Source organism: Sodalis glossinidius str. 'morsitans' (assembly GCF_000010085.1).
Classification (GTDB): Bacteria; Pseudomonadota; Gammaproteobacteria; order Enterobacterales; family Enterobacteriaceae; genus Sodalis; species Sodalis glossinidius.
In genome coordinates this window covers 1,661,055-1,677,666 of sequence record NC_007712.1, presented here as the reverse complement: position 1 = coordinate 1,677,666, position 16,612 = coordinate 1,661,055, and the positions used below count along the sequence as shown (strand labels likewise).

Here is a 16,612-nt window from a genome sequence, read left to right as displayed (position 1 = left end):
TTAATATAAGAAAAACATATAAATACGACACCAAGGCCAGCTCTGCTGTCCTTAGTATGGTTTTAATGGATTGAAATAAAAGGATTTATTTCAATAGTCATCCACAAATCGTCCACATCGAATCAGGCCCCGGTTTCCGGGGCTTTTCTTTTGTCGTCAACGACAGCACACAGCATCGCCTGGGCTGCCGTTTTTGCCTGATGCAGAGAGTTAAGAGAGGTTCAGGGTCAGCAGGTCATTGCCGTAATGTGTGCGGAGAAAAACGTTTTGGGCAGGGTAAAATCTTTCGGCAAGTCAACGGACTTCGGCGTGTTCAGCATTCTTTCCAGCGTGGTAAAGGTGCTACCGCATAACAGATTCTGGCACTGATGGTAGCTGCGCCGGGTTTCCGAACTCATTCCCTCGCTGGTGCGGGTTTTTGCCACCGCGCCGCAACGTGGACACTTGAACGCCATAAAACTTCCCACAATGACACTATTTGTTTACGGATAGTGTGTCATTATGTTGACACCTTGTCAGCCAGCGCCATCTCGGCATCCCGCAGGCTGACCTCAAGCTCCAGAGCAGTGACATACCCCCGCTCGCCCAGCGTATGGACCACACGGGCAATCACCCACCCGGCGTTGTCTATGGCCGGCTTGAAGCCGCTGACGCGCGCAGGCAGCTCAGGGTAAATATCGGGTCTGCCCCGGGCCAGGGTAATGCCGAACTCCGCTGCACCGCGTTGTAGGGTGGACCATTTCGCCGCTGCCGCCCGTCGCGCCGGCAAGATAATCCCCTTCACGGCGGGAGGAGGCGTGTTTTTTCTTGTCGGACGCCCGTTTGCGCGTCAGGGTCGTTTCCGCTTTTTTGCCCACATTCAAATCCAGCCAGTAGGCACGTACGCCGGTATAGGCGTCACAGTCCGCCACCCGAAAGCTGTGCCGGTCACCGCTTGCACGGGTCAGGCTGATGGCTGGCAACAGCTTACCGCTTTGCGTTGTTCCTTGCCCTGGCACCATAAACAACAACATGCCGTTCTTGATGGTGGCAATGGCACCCAGCAGTTCAGCCATGCGGGTTAAAAAGCTGATATCACTCTCCTGAGTCTGATCGGCGTGGTCAATTTCCACGTCCTTCAGACTGCGGCTCACGCCGGTTTGCAGGCGGTAGCGTCCGGCTATCGCGCTGACCACTGTGGCTCACTTCATCGACGGTAAATAGCCCCTTATGAACCAGCGCTTCGCCTTCCCAGCCCAGGGAGACGGAGATTTGTACGCCACGAGCAGGCAAATCTATCCCGTCGTCGGCATCGTCGAGCACCATCTCCAGCGTGTCGGCCTCAAATCCCCGGTTATCCGTCAGCGTCAGGGAGAGAAGACGGTCATTCACCGTCCCGACGCGCTTTCCGCCCATCAGCAAATCAAACGCCGGGCGGCGGGCATCCTCATTGCTGAGCAGGGTGTCGACAAATTCCATGGTACGGTCTCCGCTTTTTTGTCATACAGCATTGCCGCCAGGCCCTGCGCGGGCAATCCTGCCAGATTGTAAGAAGACCCTTGAAGGGGTGAAAACCTACCGCAAGACCTTTAGCCAGCGCGAGCTGATGATCATCTACCCGGATTTTATTGCCTACAACGCCCAGTCAGGTAAAAACGAGACCGTACCGGCCACTGCCTATGCCCTGGGGCTACGGGCAAAACTGGATGCGGAGCAGGGTTGGCACAAATCGTTATCGAATGTGGCGCTGGACGGCGTACTGGGGATTTCTGCGGACATCTGGTGGTCGTTGCAGGGCAAGGACACCGATGCCAGCGACCTCAACGCGCATCACGTCACCACGCTTATCAAGCGTGGTGGCTTCTATACCCGTACCGCGCAGATCCTGGCGGACATGATCGCCGAGGCGCATTTTTCCTATATGGATAAAACGCTTACCCCGTTGTTGGTGAAAGATGTGGTCGACGGCATCAACCGCAAGGGGATGCAGCTGGTGACGTCGGGACGGTTGCTGGGCTTTTCCTGTTGGTATGATCCGGCCGATAACCCGAAAGAAACCCTGCGCGAAGGGCAGGCACATATCCGTTACAAATACACGCCGGTACCGCCACTGGAGAGCATGGGACTGATCCAGACCTTCACGGACGAATACTTCGCCGTTTTCAATCAGCTGGGGTAAGGAAGACATCATGGGAATGCCGAAAAAGCTGTTTATGTTCGATACCTATATTAACGGCCAGACCTATCTGGGGCTGATTGAGGAAATTACGCCACCCAAGCTGTCGTTGAAAACCGAAGACTATCAGGGGGCCGGCATGCCAGGCTCGGTAGCGGTATTGATGGGGTTTGACAGCAGCGCCCTGGATATGGAGCTGACCATGTGCGGGCTGGAAGTGAGCCTGCTGAAAACCCTGGGCGGCCCCATTGACAGCCTGCAGCTGCGCTTCGCGGGCTCCTACACGGATGCTGCCAGCAGGCAGGCCGTCGCCTGTGAAATCTAGACGCGTGGCCGCTTTACCGAGCTGGACTGGGGGGCCGCCAAGGAGGGAGAAAACACCCAGCACAAGTACACGCTGAAAAATACCTATTGTCGCATCGCCATCGAACGCGAGGATGTGCTCGAAGTCGATATGATTAACATGATTTGGAAAGTCGGCGGCAAGGATCTGCTGGAGAGTCACCGTGCCAACATGGGTCATTGATACGCCAGGCACCATCCCTTTATGAAACCACAGGAAGACGCGACTTATGTCTAAAATTATCCCTTTGAGTGTTGCCATCAAACGTACCAGCGGCGAAGAAATCACGGAAGTGACGATAACCGATACCCTAAAACAGGTCGGTGCGCTGCGCGGCCTGAAACTGTATGACGTGATGACCAGTGATGTGAATGCCCTGATCACGCTTCTGCCCCGCGTAACACACCCACGCCTGACGGAAAAATTATCACCATGAATGTTCAGTACTTTTCACAGTTTGCGGCGGGCGTGGCTGATTTTTTGGCACCGAACTCGGCAGCGACTGGGACGACATCGGACGATGCGTTATCCGCTGTCCCTGCGTAGAAACTGATGAGCTTATTGCCGAAGGAGAAGAAAAAACTCCAGGCGGTGGCCGCCCAGCTGTACCGTCACGGCATTTCCATCCGTCAGAGCGATAACGCTACCGCGCAGCTCACCCGCCGCACTGAAAGCTATAACCGCCAGCTGGTCGCGCAGCAGCGCCATTTAAGTGCCCTGACGCGCATGCAGGCCAGCTATGCCCGCGCCAAAGAGACGCGCGGCAAGCTCGCGGGCAGAGGGGCCGACGCCATGGCGGCGGGTGGGGGCGAGCTGTATGCCTCACAACGCCTGCTGGCCCCTGGACGGGATTTTGATGCCGGCATGTCCAGCGTGCAGGCGTTGACCCGCCTGGGCTACTTGGATGCGGGGCAGATGGATCGCGTGTCCGACGTCCTGACCGGTGCGTTTACCCGTACCAATACCGATTTACGCCAGCTGGGGGAAACCATGACCTATGCGGGCCCGATGGCGGCGGATCTGGGCGTCAGTCTGGAAAGCATGGCGGCCATGGCGGAGATCCTCAAGGAGGCCAGGCAGGCGCTGCGCACGTTTGACCAACCCAGCCAGGCGCGCCTGAAAAAAGATTTGTTTGGCGAAGAGGCCATGGTGGGCATGGGCGCGGTGATGGAGGCCGCCGTTAACGGCAAGTATGACGCCCTGTTTAACGCCCTGATGCACGCGGGCGGCGAAACTGGGCGCATTGCGCAACCGCGGGGCGCTGCTGGCAATGCCCTGCAGATGGGCCTGTCACGGGGTGCGGCCAGGGCCGGACGGGGGCAGCGCTGGCCGTGTTGGGCAATGGGCTCAGGACGCTGGCCACTTCGGGCTTTGGTATGTTGTGCAATGTTGCCAGAGCGGGGGTTACCCTGCTGGTTGCGGCACTGGTGGCCGCGGGCGTACTGATTTGGACGTATTGGGAACCCCTTAAGGCGTTTTTCTCCGGTTTTTTCACCGGCCTGAGCAGGACTGGCACCACTGAAAGAGGCGTTTATGGCGGTCTTTACGCCTCTGGCCCCGGTCTTTGACGGTATTGGTCACTCTATCAGCCAGGTGTGGGACTGGTCTACGCGTCTTCTGACGCCGGTGGCGTCCTCAAAAGCCTCCCTCGAAAAATGCACCGCCGCCGGGGAAACATTCGGCAAGGTGGTGGGCGGGCGATTTCCGGTTTGCTCTGGCCGATTCAGCAGGTCGCAAAAGGGATAGGTTGGCTGCTGGAAAAACTGGGGGCGATCCCTGATGCGACCAAAGCGGCCGCCGATGTCGCCAAAGCCATGACGCCCGGTAACGAAGGGCGCGCGCCAGAAAACCGGCGAACAGGCCAATACCCCCTGATTCCTGCGGTAAAACCCGTGGTACCCACATTGGGCTCACGGGTGTATAGCGGCAAATCGGGCAGTGAAAAAAGCCCCTCCTCGTCTGCGGGGAAGGTAACCGAAAACGGCAGACTGGGGGATATCGTCTTTAAACATCGCCCGCCGGTGACGGCCATTGACGGACTGTACCAGGAGCCCCGACTCGCGATACGTCCGGCGTCACTGCTTACCCGTTTGACGCAGTCTGCCGCCAGCCTGGCTGACACGGTGTTGCCGCCACTGGCGGGGATCCCTATTCCAGTGACGCCGACGCGCGCGGCCGTCGCGTCAGGCGGTGTGATAAGCCAGGATACTTACCGGTTTGACCTGCATTTTCATGGCATCGACATAAGCGATCGCCGGGCGCTGGGCGAGCTGGTAAAAGATAAAATTCGGGAGTTGATGCGCGAGAACAGCACGCGTCGCCGCTCCAGACTGAGCGATGGGGAGTAATGCAGATGTTGATGGCCTATGGCATGTTTGTCTTTTTGCTCAATACCGTGCCCTATCAGTCGCTGGCCCGTAGCGCCGGGTGCGACATGTCAAGAATGAGTGTATCGGTCGGTCGGCGAGATGGCAGTATATCGGCCCCGGTGAAGACGCCATTACGCTGAGCGGCGTCCTGTATCCCGAGGTGACCGGCGGCGATGTGTCTTTGGAGACGCTACGCACCATGGCCTACACCGCCCGGCCCTGGCCGCTGATTGAGGTAACCGGGATGATTTTTGGCCTGTTTGTTATCGATAATCTCAGTGAAACCCGCACAGAGTTTTACGCCGACGGCAAAGCGAAAAAAATCGAGTTCACCCTGTCGCTGAAAAAGGTCAGCGAGGATGCGCGCGAAAGTCTGGCTCAGGTAACGGCTGGCGGCCGACGCAGTAGTTAAGCGTCAGGCTTTTCTGGGGCAGTCCGGCGAACACCTCACTGGTGGCGTCTGAGAGCCGCAGGTGCGCCTGTGATAGCTGCTCTTCCAGGCGCAGCAGATTGAAGCGCCTGGGCGATGTAGTGGCGGTGCCAAAGCTCTGTCCGCGGACCCGACCGCCAAAGGCCAGCTGCTGCAGATAATAAAACCGGGCCGCCCGCTGGATATCGCTCAGGGTGTGCGGTGGCGTCTGCTGATGCCATTCAAACAGCTGGCGACTGCTTAATGCCCATTTAAACTGGCGCATAAATTCTTCCAGATGCACCTTCACGACCCGGTAGAGATTCATCAGTTCGCCATTAATGTCGTTTCGCACTTCCTCCTTAGAGGGCGACTTGCTGAAGAACAGCGCGGCACCGCCGCAAAAGGGTTCGACATAGCACTGATGCGCCGGGAAGTGGGGCAAAATCTGTTTTATCAAGCGACGCTTGCCGCCGACCCAGGGAATCATCGGCGAGGACACGTTATACTCCCTCATCCGGTGGCGTTGGCCAGTAGATATCTGGCGCGGCGCTGATATCCGCACGGTTAAGCAATACGCGGTATTTTTTCCATGCCCGCAGTTTTTTCGCCTCTCCACCTTGCTGCATATCCAGTTCAATGACGTATTCCAGCAGGGCTATCGCATCGCGGGCGGCGGCATCTCGCTGCCTCTTTTCCCCCATGGCCTGTTCGCGTAGAAACTCAGGGGGTAAAGGCTCGGGTAGCGGCGGGGGAACAGGAATAAATTTTCCGTCTTCATAGCGTCCGCCTATCATGGCATACGGCTCGTTGCTGGCATCGATGGCTCGATGACCCTCACGGGGCCGACAGGGGCTAATACCATCCCATAGAATCATGTTGACAACATTCCCCTGCGCATCAATCACGGCATAACGTTCACTTTCCATTGTATTACCACTCCAGCATTAATAGACCACCGACCCCATCACCGCCATTACCGCCATTACCGCCATTACCGCCATTACCGCCATTACCGCCCACAGTACCGGCGATACGCGTACCAACACCACCCCCGGCACCATAGCCGTAAGCGGGTCTGGCATGGTGTGCTCCCTGAGACCCGACATGCCCACCTGGGCCGCCACCGCCAAAAGCACAGGAAGCACCACTAGCGGCGGTCAGATAAAACGTGCTCATACCATCCAGGCTGCCACCAATAGCTGTTTCACCATAGGGATAACCGGCACCGCCGTAGCCATTTGTTCCTCCGACACCCGCCGGCCCGCCATCACCGCCGGATAACGTGAGTAAATCGCCTAGCGCCGTCAGGCCACCGTTCTCACCTTTTAGCCCTGAATGATTCGGCGCGCCTCCTGCGCCCCCTTTACCGCTAATACCGACGTCGATTTTTAGCTCCTCGCCAGGCGTGACGGCTATCGCTTGCCGAATAACGGCCTGTCCTGCGCCGCTCCCGCCGCCGCCCGTGGTATAACCATTGAGATAGCCAAGCCCACCGCCACCACCGCCTCCCGCTCCACAGCCTGAGACATAAAGTGTGGTGACGCCTTCGGGGATGGTAAATACACCGGAATTGACGAACGTAGCAAAACGTGGCGCGAGTAATCCGAGATTTTTGCAGAACTGAATTTTGTCCGGGATATCTGCGCCGTTCGCGGCTTTACTCAGTTTTTTATCAGCAAACGCCTTCACTGCTTTTGGCGTGGCGGCCATCGTTTCGCTGTCGCTGTTAGTGGCGTTGCTGAGTTGCACTATGCCCGTTTTCGTCAGGCTGGCTGCGGGTAACGTCAGCGCCTCGACATGCGCCTGCACAAAGGCCGTCGCCGCCAGCTGGGGGCTATTGTCATTGGCGTTGGCCGTCGGTGCCGTCGGGGTGCCGGTGAGAACCGGGCTGGCCTTGGGAGCATACTGCTGATGCGGATCGGTGTGATGGGTGTGTGTCGCCATCAGCGTATCGGCATAGGCTTTCACCTCGATAACGCCATCATCCACATAGTGCCGCATCGCCAGCACGATGGACGAGTCAATTTTCAGTGCCAATGCTTCGGTGCTGTTGACGATCAGGATCATGCCGGATGATCTAGGTACGCCCGCTGCCTTCCTGCATCTGGGGTTTGTAGCTTTCCGGGCAGTTGGCTACCGCTATAGGGTACCGTCTTTGTCAAACAGGCCCATTTCCCTTATCCACCATCCGCCCTCATTTTCCGGGATAACCTGCTCGGCAATGATCTGGTTGCCGTTAAGCGGGTCAATGCTCAGTTGGTTGAGGGCCGCGCGACGGCGTTCACCCTTTAGCGCAGTTTGTGTCAGCTCAGGAAACGGCAGGCTGCCGCCGCCATCCCCGACCGCCATGGTACTTAAGTCAAGCTTGGTGCCGAGTGCGGCGGCGTTCGCCAGCCGGGCCGCGCCCTGGTGGGTCAGGATGCCAAAAAATTTGATGCTCATGATGTGATGCTCACGGTCAGGGTATCAGCGGTTTGCGTGCCGGCCGAGCCCGAGAGCGAAGCGCTGACACTCAGGGTTTCAGGGGTATAGGCGTAAACAGTCAGAATATCGCCATCATAGCTGCCGACGGCGACCGGAAGTTGGCCGTTAACGTCGAGATTGACGGACAGCCCGGTCATGTGGCGGCTGACGGGCTTGGCGTCCGCAATCAGGCGCTCCAGCTCCTGGTACATGGCCTCGGTGATGCCGTTTTCCTGCACGTCGACATCCAGGCGAAACGTGCCCGGCTCGTCGCCGCTTTGCCACCATTCAATCACCCGGATGATATAGCCCAGCGGCTCGACAGCGCGTTTAAGTGCGGAAATGGTCCCTTTATGCCGATGAATAAAATGCGCCTGCCGGATAGCCTGGCGTTTGGTCTGGGCGGGCCAGTCGGGATCCCAGCGGTCAACGGACAGTGACCAGGCCAGCCAGGGCAGCAGATTGACTGGGCAGTGCGATGGATCCCAGAGTGGGCGCAACGGCACCGGCAGGGTCGTCGATTGCTCGCAGGCCCGTTCGATGCGCTGCATCAGGGCGGGGGCGTTAGGGGGCAGCAGGGTATTACGCATCGTAGCCTCCGGGCGCAATATGGTGATGGGTGCAATAGGCCGCCTGAGTGCGATCCAGCACGATATCTGCCACGGGCTGCATCAGCTCGACACGCTGAACGCTTTCCACATGCAGGGCGGCATAAATGGCCGACAGGCGAATATCCCGCCCCAGCATGCGCTGCTCCTGGGTATAGCGTTCAAGGCGCTGCGCGCAGGCCGCCAGTACCAGCTCAATTTCCGGTCCCGGCATCACGTACACCTGGCATTAATCTGGTATTCCACAATAGTGGCAGACTGTACCGTCAGCCGGTCAGCCACAGGGCGCACCGCCTCATCATTCAGTGCGCGCGACGCGGGCAATTAACGCCTTACTGGCGGTGCCATTTCCCTCGGTAGACAGCACCGACAGGGTCACGCAGGCGGGAGACGGGCTGATGGCGCTGGCATCGGCCACCCGCCCGTCGGCGCTGCGTGCATGAAATTCATAGGCAGCCATGGGACCGGCGACGCTCATCCCCTCCATGGCCTGCGGAATGCGCTGACGAAGCTGGCTGTCTGACTCCATCACCGCCGGCGTGGGCAGCGTGGTCTGGGCATTTTCCGGTGTAATGAGCAAGCGCTGAACGTTGAATAACGCGCCCAGATGCGCCAGATTGGCACCGCGCGCTAAGGCCACCAGGGTGGCGCGCGCCGCATCGTTGATCCGCTGGCGTAACAGCATTTCCCGGTATGCCAGCATCTGACAGACAATGCTCAGGGTGCTGGATTACAGCGCCAGCGCCCGGCGCACCGCCGCCTGTTCAGCGTCCGGGAAGCAGGTGATGAGGTATGCCTTTATATCCGCCAGCAAGGCCTCAAAGTCCAGAGATTCGACCACCTCCGGCGGCGGCAGTTGAGAAAGGTCTATGGTGCCACTCATGGCAGGGGAACCTCCGCGATAAGGGTTTTCAGGGTGTCTTTTCGCTGGCCCACCACGGTCAATAGCCATCCGCCGTCACCGGCAGGTACCAGGGTGATCTGTGTCGGCGTCAGACGCAGCTCCCACTGATAGAGGGCGATGCAGGCGGCCGAAATGATTTGCAGATGGAGCGAGGGAAGGTCTTGCTTATCCAGCAAGTCGCACAGGGCAGAGTCGTAATGTCGTCGCATCACCCGGCTACCTAGCGGCGTCAGCAAAATGTCCTGTATCGACGCCTTAAGCTGAGCGCCATCGGTCAGCGGTGCGCCCGTTACCCTGTCCATGTCGAGGTACGTGGCCGCGCTCATTGTGATCCCCCGGTCTGGCTGCCGCCCGTCTGCACTCCGCCGTGGCGGTGCGCGTCCAGCACAATGCCGTTGGAGGAGAGCTGGCCGCAGCTGATGGGGATTATCCCCAACAGCAGCAGTAATTTCGGTGACGTAGAGAAGGCAGCGAAAGTCTTTGCCATCAATGAACTGACGCCTGTGATGGAAAGCCTGCACTCCCTCAATGGCTGGTTGGGGCAGGAGGTTATCCGCTTTAAGTCTTATGCCCTGCTGGATGCGCTTGGCGTAAGGCCGTGACTGCTCCCCCGTTTACGGAGGGGGAATCAGGAAGAGAAATTTTGGTGAATATACCTTTTAATTCCATGTGCTTTATTTACACATAAACAGAAACACAATAAGGTGAGGTGGAGATAAAAAATACTATTACTTAATATATTTGTAATGATAAGCTATCCATCTATATGACAACCACATGGATGATTTTTATTTATTGTATGTCGGATTTTATACGTTTCGAGAGCTCAGAAAATATTTTTTATGCATTGAAAAATGAAAAAAATAACATAAAATCATTTCCTTCAATTGAAAGAGACTTATTTTTAAAAAGTGCAATAAAAAATTGCTTTGATTATTTAAAAGAATTACTTAGAACAAATAGAAATGATTTTAACACTGGCCCAATAAAAAAATACATACCTATTTCTTTCATAAGAAAGACGATAGATGAAGGCGTTGATAACATAAAATACACCCATGAAATCAATACCATTGAAAAGCAAGAAATTTTTAGCAACCTAATTGCAGATGTTTACACAAAATACGAGGGAGATAAAGAAGCATTCTGCAATGAAAATGTTTATTTATTTTTTAATAAAATGTGTCTTGAGGGGATAAACAAAGACCTAATTAGGGTTGTGCGATTTTATAATTACGACAACTATAATGATCATGTTATTATTTTATACTCTTCGGCTATATCCTTATTTAACAAAATAGAAAATTACTGCAATTTTGATGTTTTAAACATCAACCAAGGATCGCAACAATCGTATTTAAATCTAGTTGATATTTTAATGGAAGCAAAAAGAGAAGGTAAAGAAAACCAACTTATTATCATCGATCCTTGAAGTAAGTATAATAAAATCATATACTTAACATATCATGATGATGATGTATGTAAAATAATAAAAGAAAAAAATCATGGGAAATGCATAGAGAGAGAATTTCTGAATGTTACTATAAATAGCATGTTAATAGAGTCTCTAGTCTCAAACGACTTCAACTACCAAGAATATAATCCATTTTCTGATTTTAATAATTCAAAAATTGTTGTTTCTCTTGATTATCCTTTAGGTAAATCCAAACCTCCAGTGCCACCGAAGAAAAATAGATAGTCCCCCAATATGGGCACCTAAACGGCCCACCAAGCAAGGCACATGTAAAAACACGATAACCTCCCGCCAATGAAAATTTAACGCCGTGCAGTGCCGCGGCGGCGTATTTTTTCGCCTTTTTCGTCGGTAAGTGCACGCAGGGTTTCTTGCCGCCAAAACCCCTCAGCGCGCAAAAAGGGGGCTTTTTTGTGCACCTATGCAGAGGGGGAGACGCCGCGCCAGTACTGGCCCGAGACGGGTTTTCGGGGGTGGTAAAAATTGTGCACTTTTGTGCAGCCAGAAATCACGATGGCAGCGGACTGGAAACGACGAGTGATTTTAGTTATCCGCAAGCCTTTTCAGTACCTCAGCATGCTGCATCCTGCAGCGTTTGAAAGCCTCTTCAAAAGTCATTCCCTTCTAGCCGGAAACCTCGTTGACGCTTGTAAAATCGGCCCTAGGTATGGCAGCGTGTGCCGTCTGAGAGAGGCACGCCAATCCGAGCTTTTTAGCCAAGGCAACTTCAGCACAGGCACCCGCACTGTCCTGCCAGCCGTCCAGCAGGTAAATTCCGTCGGTGCATTGCAACATGGCCAGGCCGATGCGCATGCAGTCAGCCTCGGAAAGACCATCCGGTAGCATGGTGGGATTGAGTGGAATAGCGCCCTGAGCGGATAGCCGGCCAGGGAAAAAGCTGTCCGGTTGAAATCGGGTTTTCCGGTCATAGGACCGGCAATGTAAATTCGCATGATGACCTCTTAATAAGTATTGAATGGGCGTTCGGCTTAACAGGAAATGTTGGTTTAAAGGAACGCACGACAAGGCGTCGTAAATGGCTCCCCAGGGCTCAATCACCGGCCTCTTCAAATTCGCCGTTTGCATTAAGCACATACCAGGTATCCGGTTTCACGCCGTTGTCGCCAATCCTGCTGGCGCGGATGTGGATAATGTCGCCCTCATCATTGCGGTAGCACAGTACGATTGCGCTGCCCTCAGCGGCTTTAGCCTTACCCTGCGCGCCGAGAGACGCGGCAACCGATCCGATGCCGCTAACGTCTGCCGTCGACCGGTGGCCGGTGTTGGTGGCGGCGGACCCGTCGCCTTCAACGATAGTCCGTTCTGCGGACTTATCAATTTTACTCGCTATGCACTCGACGGCGCGGCCAACCATTTGGTGGAGGGACAGCGCCTTCTTGATGGTAATTGTGCTACTGGCGAGTTTGCTGCCTCTCGCTCCATGGGCGATATCGCCGAATACTTCAACCTCGGCAAAACGATGATTTGCAGGCTCGTCGTAATTAAAGACATCAAGCGGATATTCGCAGGTGTGAAAACCTGAACTATAGATTTCTACCGCGCCGTCGTGATGGTAGGTTTTCCCGATCTCGAACTGATATGATAATCACGGCGAGGCAACTCGTCCGCGTTGCTCACGTCAACGGCCAACTTCGGCACAATCTTCCACTGCTTCAACCGAGTCAGGAATCGGCGAGTCCCCGCCAACGATCGTATCGAACAGGCCGCGGATACTGAGCCTTTCCTCGCTGTACTGATTGAGTACCTCGGCGGGCTGGTACCAGGTGCGCACCGCCAGATCATAACGCTTGACCAGTGGCCCACCCTGTGCATTGACATACCCGGCCCAGTCGGGGCGTTGGCCGCATCGTGGCAGGCGGCAAATTCCACGCTCAGGCCGTGCGCGGTTTCGCTGTCATTCAGGCGGCGTAGCTCCCGCCAGACGGTGACGGGAATGCACCTGATAAACTGAAACTGACGAATGCCCCAGCGTGAAACCCAGGCGGTGGCGCGCTGCGCGCTTTCCTTTAGCGGTCTGCCGCTTTCGTCGTCAGTTTCACCGTCCAGGGCGTAGCCGTCGATGTTTTTCGAGATGTATTTGGCAACGTACCCGGTGGCGCTGCCTTTTTCCGGGTCAATGGCTTTGGCATCAAATCGGGCGTTTGCCGCGACGGCGCTGCGTAATTCTTCGCAGTCTGCCGCCGTGGCATAGTCGCGCAGGATTTCCAGGATGCGGGGCATGTCTTCCAGGCGGGCAAATATCAGTAAATAACCCCTTATACGCACCATCAGTTCAGTCCGTCGGATGGCGGGATTGGCCTGGCTGGCGGCATAGCCATCCATCAGGCTGATACGGTTACCCTCTCCATCTTCCAGCGCCATGCATTTGCGCCACTCGTTGGCGGTACGGCGCAGGCTGTTCAGCCACCACCGCGCATCACACATTCGTCTGATGGCCGGTTGGGCATCAAAGGGAACAAAACATTTTTCTAGCTTGCGCCAGAGCGGCGGCTGTAGGCCCAGCAGACGAACAATGTGGGCCAGGTGGTCATAGACGATGCGCCATTCGCTTTTATCGCACTGCGCGTGGGTCAGGCGGGCCACTTCCGTGGCGGCAACATGGGCGGCGTCGTTCGCCAGGGACTTGAGTGCATGACTGTCCAGGTCGGGCAGACGCTGACGCTGGGTGCGCAGGCGTAAAAAGGCCACCACGCCATTATGCTGGGGGGATTGGGTTGCGCGGTCGCCAAACAGCGCCCGGAAATCGTCGTCTGCTATTTCATTCAGGCGGTAGCCGGCGTTTACACGCGCAATGCGCGGCAACATCACCTTAACCACGGACTCGGTTAGCCAGCGGCGGGCGCTGTCAAAGCCCTTTTGCTTTTCGCGCTGGTCAAAGCGCCAGTAAATACTGGAACTCACCGTTTCCAGCTGGTCGTCAACCTGCTTTTTCGCCAGGAGAGTGTCCTCGCGGCGAAGCTCGGTAAGGCGCATTTCCTCATGAGTCGGGATGCCCCGCTCAATCGGCAGCAGAGGCTTGCGCTGCGGTGGTTTAGCGGTGAGCACAGGCGGATTATTTATACCATCGCCGCCTCCCGGTTGCGTCTGGAAAGCAGCAAATAAGCCGCGCGCCGTTAACTCGTGATGAATGGCGTTAAGATCATCCGCCAGCCAGGAAAAAATAAACGGCAAGTAATATTGTAGCAGTTCGTCAGGGGTGCGGGTGCGAAGATCGAGGAACAGATAACGGGCGGTTTCACGCGCGCGTTGTAGTTTGCGGTAACAGTCGAGGGACAGGTTTTCAGGCAAAGTGCAGGTGGGGATAGTAGCCATAGTAATGGCCTCCTGTGTGGTAAAGTTTTTCAACCTCACCACCCCGCTGTCAAACAGGGAGGCGAGACGTAACAGGGTTGACAGACCGGCCACACAGAACCCGGCGAGCGCAAGCGCTCCCCCGTTACGCCCCACCATAATTTGGACGCAACTGTGGTATTGAAGGACGTAAAAAAGCCGCAAGGAGAAATAGCGGCCGTCCGCTGTATGGTTCGGGCTGTCAAACCCGACACCGACTTTTGTCGATGCCCAATTAGCGTAGCGCCGAGCGGCGGACGAAAACAAGTGCTTTTTCACGTTTATTAACCTCTATTCTCTCAAAAGACCATCAGGCAGCCATAGCCGCTAGGGATGAAACGCCGCACGCCTGGGCGGATAACGTGGCAATCACCTCCCCGGCTTTACCGCGACTAGTCCCCTTGGCGGCGATGCTGTAATGGGTGTGCGTGTAGTGAAACGTAAAGCCCTGATAGGCTGTGTGGTTCCTGGGGGGGTATTACTGCCCGAGAGCACCACAGGGACGTCCCAACGCAAAATGAAGATGATGTCTTTCATGCTGCCTCATCCTCTTCCCCCAAGCGATACGGCACACCCAAATCTTCACGGAGCTTTTTGGCGCGTTTATACCATGCACGCTTCCAGTCATAGCGCTCAGGAGGAAGTTGACTTGTAACGTCATAAATCATCTCAAGCCATTCATTCCAAAGTATAAGTAACCGGCGAGAGCTGCCCCTTTCTCCAAAAACCTCTTTTTCCGTCGCAAGAGGTAAGAGGCGGCGCTCTATCCATTTGCGCACGCTTTGCTCCGACTTCCCGGTCCTAGGACAAACTCATCAGTAGTAATGGCATCAGGGATCTTAAATAAAGCCCTCAATTCGTCGTCTGTCATGTGCTAATCTCCCAAGTTGGGGTATTGAAGAAAAATCAACCCCAAAGCATTACATGACACCATTCTGGAACATTAATTTGGATATAGCAGAGAAATTAAAGGTGATGCGCGAAAGCGAACGCATCTCAAGTAGAAGGAAGGCTGCTGAAATAATAGGCATACCTCATAATGATCTATGGAGATATGAGACAGGGGAGGCAATTCCTAAAGGAGATGTTTTAATGAAAATATTGTCAACACCAATTTTTGAAAAATACGCATTATGGTTCACCACAGGTAAAATTGCGCCGGAATCCGGGCAGATAGCTCCGGCTCTCGCACACTTTGGGCAAAACAATGCGGAATCTACATCATTGGAACAAAAGGCTGGCTAGGGGTTTATGATGCCTATGTGTGCCAAACCCGCGAATACTTAGAGCTTATGACCGGAGGGCGTAATCATGACGATTAAAACGCTCGATGGTGGACGATCCAAAGTTGATGTAAGACCCGTGGTCGGGATGGCCGCAGGATCCAAAAAATATTAAAGCTGATGCAGTGGCCTATGAGCGCTACGCACTCGGCAATTTGCACAACAAAGATTGGCTGGAAAAACCTGCCGATCAACGAAAATTATCTGACCTAATGGAAATATAGTGGCAACTTAAAGGCCGAAACCTGAAATACGGAGAAAAACGAAAAGTTGCACTATGTAGAATCATCAAGGCTATCGGAGATCTAAGTGCTGGACGCTTAAATCAGCGCTTCATGCAAGAATGGCGCTCTAAGCGGCTACATGATGGCGCAAAAGCATCAACCGTTAATCGGGATGAGGCAGTACTTAGCAGTATGTTTCGCGTGCTAATTAACTCTGGAGAATACCATGGGGATAACCCAATCAGAGCGTTATCAGCCTTAAAGGAAAAAGCGCCGGAGATTACCTATCTAACCAGCGAGGAAATTACCCGATTGCTGGATGCAACAGATGGAGACGCCCGCAGAATAATCATTCTATGCCTTGCTACTGGCGCAAGATGGGGAGAAGCAGCCAGCCTTAAAGCAGAGCATGTACTGCATAATCGAGTTACTTTCACTGAAACCAAAAATGGCAAGATTCGCACGGTTCCCATCTCTGATGAGACAGTGAAAGCAATAAAAACGAAAAAATTAGGAAAACTCTTTGATATAGATTATGAAAAATATCGAAAAATTTTGCGTGAATGTTAAGCCTGATCTGCCTAAAGGCCAGTCCGTACATGTGTTGCGCCATACTTTTGCTGCACACTTCATCATGAACGGAGGGAACATACTAACACTACAAAAAATTATGGGACACACTTCAATCCAGCACGATGACCTATGCGCATCTTGCTCCTGATTACTTACAGGATGCGATAACCCTCAATCCCCTGGACAGAAGCATCCACATTTCATCCACACATACGGGTTTTTAGGGCTAGCATAGAGTCCACAAAAAGGGATTAAGTCATTGAAAGTAGGCTTAATCCCTTGCAATACAAAGTATAGGAAAGCCAGCTCTGCTGGCCTTTCTCATTTCAAAGTTAGATATATCTCACAAAGTTCCCTAAAAATTACATTTATACATAAATTTTTTCCCACTGAAACATTATTACGACATTTGTATCATTTTCGGGGTAGATTAACGACTCTGTGAATGGAACA

The 16,612-nt window shown here is 54.4% G+C and carries 12 protein-coding genes and 11 pseudogenes; 10 read left to right on the top strand and 13 right to left on the bottom strand.

What is annotated here, in order from left to right:
- Positions 1–227: 227 nt before the first annotated feature.
- Both SGP1_RS23750 and SGP1_RS08725 read right to left on the bottom strand, forming a co-directional pair.
- Positions 228–455, bottom strand: a complete 228-nt coding sequence (locus tag SGP1_RS23750) for an ogr/Delta-like zinc finger family protein (RefSeq protein WP_148203359.1) — start codon at positions 453–455, stop codon at positions 228–230.
- 44 nt (positions 456–499) lie between these two features.
- Positions 500–1,458 (bottom strand): annotated as a pseudogene (locus SGP1_RS08725) (contractile injection system protein, VgrG/Pvc8 family).
- Between the two features lie 76 nt (positions 1,459–1,534).
- Here SGP1_RS08725 and SGP1_RS08720 point away from each other — a divergent pair.
- From SGP1_RS08720 to SGP1_RS08695, 6 genes and pseudogenes are all read left to right on the top strand, one after another.
- Positions 1,535–2,158, top strand: a pseudogene (locus SGP1_RS08720) (phage tail sheath subtilisin-like domain-containing protein); the annotation flags it as partial.
- 10 nt (positions 2,159–2,168) lie between these two features.
- Positions 2,169–2,681: pseudogene (locus tag SGP1_RS08715) on the top strand (phage major tail tube protein).
- 46 nt (positions 2,682–2,727) lie between these two features.
- Positions 2,728–2,934 carry a hypothetical protein gene (locus SGP1_RS08710; protein ID WP_341532848.1) on the top strand — a complete coding sequence of 69 codons (207 nt, stop codon included), beginning with the start codon at positions 2,728–2,730 and terminating at the stop codon, positions 2,932–2,934.
- 116 nt (positions 2,935–3,050) lie between these two features.
- Positions 3,051–3,944: a phage tail tape measure protein gene (locus SGP1_RS08705; RefSeq protein ID WP_041866617.1), complete on the top strand. Its 894-nt coding sequence runs from the start codon at positions 3,051–3,053 to the stop codon at positions 3,942–3,944.
- 263 nt (positions 3,945–4,207) lie between these two features.
- A complete protein-coding gene (locus SGP1_RS08700; protein WP_148203436.1) occupies positions 4,208–4,846 on the top strand; it encodes a hypothetical protein in 639 nt (212 codons plus the stop codon).
- Positions 4,847–4,851: 5 nt separating this feature from the next.
- Positions 4,852–5,279, top strand: a pseudogene (locus tag SGP1_RS08695) (phage tail protein).
- 42 nt (positions 5,280–5,321) lie between these two features.
- On the opposite strand, the pseudogene SGP1_RS08690 reads toward SGP1_RS08695, so the two are convergent.
- The 7 genes and pseudogenes from SGP1_RS08690 to SGP1_RS35620 all read right to left on the bottom strand — a co-directional run.
- Positions 5,322–5,793: pseudogene (locus SGP1_RS08690) on the bottom strand (DNA adenine methylase); the annotation flags it as partial.
- On the bottom strand, positions 5,780–6,205 hold the full coding sequence (locus SGP1_RS08685; RefSeq protein WP_041866793.1) for a tail fiber assembly protein: 426 nt from the start codon (positions 6,203–6,205) through the stop codon (positions 5,780–5,782). The gene SGP1_RS08685 and the pseudogene SGP1_RS08690, both read right to left, overlap by 14 nt.
- Positions 6,206–6,950: 745 nt before the next feature.
- A pseudogene (locus tag SGP1_RS36255) lies at positions 6,951–7,721 on the bottom strand (phage tail protein); the annotation flags it as partial.
- The gene (locus SGP1_RS08670) at positions 7,718–8,332 is read right to left on the bottom strand and encodes a phage tail protein I (RefSeq protein WP_011410872.1); all 615 of its coding nucleotides are present in this window, start codon (positions 8,330–8,332) and stop codon (positions 7,718–7,720) included. The gene SGP1_RS08670 and the pseudogene SGP1_RS36255, both read right to left, overlap by 4 nt.
- A pseudogene (locus SGP1_RS08665) lies at positions 8,325–9,233 on the bottom strand (baseplate assembly protein). Before SGP1_RS08665 ends, SGP1_RS08670 begins: the two are co-directional and overlap by 8 nt.
- Positions 9,230–9,580, bottom strand: a complete 351-nt coding sequence (locus SGP1_RS08660; protein ID WP_041866792.1) for a GPW/gp25 family protein — start codon at positions 9,578–9,580, stop codon at positions 9,230–9,232. Before SGP1_RS08660 ends, SGP1_RS08665 begins: the two are co-directional and overlap by 4 nt.
- The gene (locus tag SGP1_RS35620; protein ID WP_341532847.1) at positions 9,577–9,741 is read right to left on the bottom strand and encodes a hypothetical protein; all 165 of its coding nucleotides are present in this window, start codon (positions 9,739–9,741) and stop codon (positions 9,577–9,579) included. The genes SGP1_RS08660 and SGP1_RS35620 overlap by 4 nt, the downstream gene beginning before the upstream one ends.
- Here SGP1_RS35620 and SGP1_RS08655 point away from each other — a divergent pair.
- A pseudogene (locus SGP1_RS08655) lies at positions 9,665–9,856 on the top strand (phage portal protein); the annotation flags it as partial. The gene SGP1_RS35620 and the pseudogene SGP1_RS08655 overlap by 77 nt on opposite strands.
- Before the next feature lie 164 nt (positions 9,857–10,020).
- Complete coding sequence (locus SGP1_RS08650; protein ID WP_011410871.1) at positions 10,021–10,686, top strand: hypothetical protein; 666 nt, start codon at positions 10,021–10,023, stop codon at positions 10,684–10,686.
- 666 nt (positions 10,687–11,352) lie between these two features.
- Here SGP1_RS08650 and SGP1_RS08645 read toward each other — a convergent pair.
- From SGP1_RS08645 to SGP1_RS08630, 4 genes and pseudogenes are all read right to left on the bottom strand, one after another.
- Positions 11,353–11,681: pseudogene (locus tag SGP1_RS08645) on the bottom strand (DUF4406 domain-containing protein).
- Positions 11,682–11,779: 98 nt separating this feature from the next.
- A complete protein-coding gene (locus tag SGP1_RS36250; RefSeq protein WP_424141159.1) occupies positions 11,780–12,280 on the bottom strand; it encodes a DUF7666 domain-containing protein in 501 nt (166 codons plus the stop codon).
- A gap of 80 nt (positions 12,281–12,360) precedes the next feature.
- Positions 12,361–13,368: pseudogene (locus tag SGP1_RS26970) on the bottom strand (replication endonuclease); the annotation flags it as partial.
- 1,244 nt (positions 13,369–14,612) lie between these two features.
- Positions 14,613–14,858: a hypothetical protein gene (locus SGP1_RS08630; protein ID WP_041866790.1), complete on the bottom strand. Its 246-nt coding sequence runs from the start codon at positions 14,856–14,858 to the stop codon at positions 14,613–14,615.
- Positions 14,859–15,021: 163 nt separating this feature from the next.
- Between SGP1_RS08630 and SGP1_RS08625 the strand changes: the two genes are divergently transcribed.
- On the top strand, positions 15,022–15,324 hold the full coding sequence (locus tag SGP1_RS08625; protein WP_041867448.1) for a helix-turn-helix domain-containing protein: 303 nt from the start codon (positions 15,022–15,024) through the stop codon (positions 15,322–15,324).
- Between the two features lie 66 nt (positions 15,325–15,390).
- Positions 15,391–16,383 (top strand): annotated as a pseudogene (locus tag SGP1_RS08620) (phage integrase).
- Positions 16,384–16,612 lie beyond the last annotated feature (229 nt).

What these genes read in the sequence shown, in the direction of transcription:
- SGP1_RS08705 (WP_041866617.1), top strand. Translation starts at nt 3,051, where the DNA reads ATGAGCTTATTGCCGAAGGAGAAGAAAAAACTCCAGGCGGTGGCCGCC.
- SGP1_RS35620 (WP_341532847.1), bottom strand. Translation starts at nt 9,741, where the DNA reads ATGGCAAAGACTTTCGCTGCCTTCTCTACGTCACCGAAATTACTGCTG.
- SGP1_RS23750 (WP_148203359.1), bottom strand. Translation starts at nt 455, where the DNA reads ATGGCGTTCAAGTGTCCACGTTGCGGCGCGGTGGCAAAAACCCGCACC.
- SGP1_RS08685 (WP_041866793.1), bottom strand. Translation starts at nt 6,205, where the DNA reads ATGGAAAGTGAACGTTATGCCGTGATTGATGCGCAGGGGAATGTTGTC.
- SGP1_RS08710 (WP_341532848.1), top strand. Translation starts at nt 2,728, where the DNA reads ATGTCTAAAATTATCCCTTTGAGTGTTGCCATCAAACGTACCAGCGGC.
- SGP1_RS08660 (WP_041866792.1), bottom strand. Translation starts at nt 9,580, where the DNA reads ATGAGCGCGGCCACGTACCTCGACATGGACAGGGTAACGGGCGCACCG.
- SGP1_RS08650 (WP_011410871.1), top strand. Translation starts at nt 10,021, where the DNA reads ATGACAACCACATGGATGATTTTTATTTATTGTATGTCGGATTTTATA.
- SGP1_RS08670 (WP_011410872.1), bottom strand. Translation starts at nt 8,332, where the DNA reads ATGCGTAATACCCTGCTGCCCCCTAACGCCCCCGCCCTGATGCAGCGC.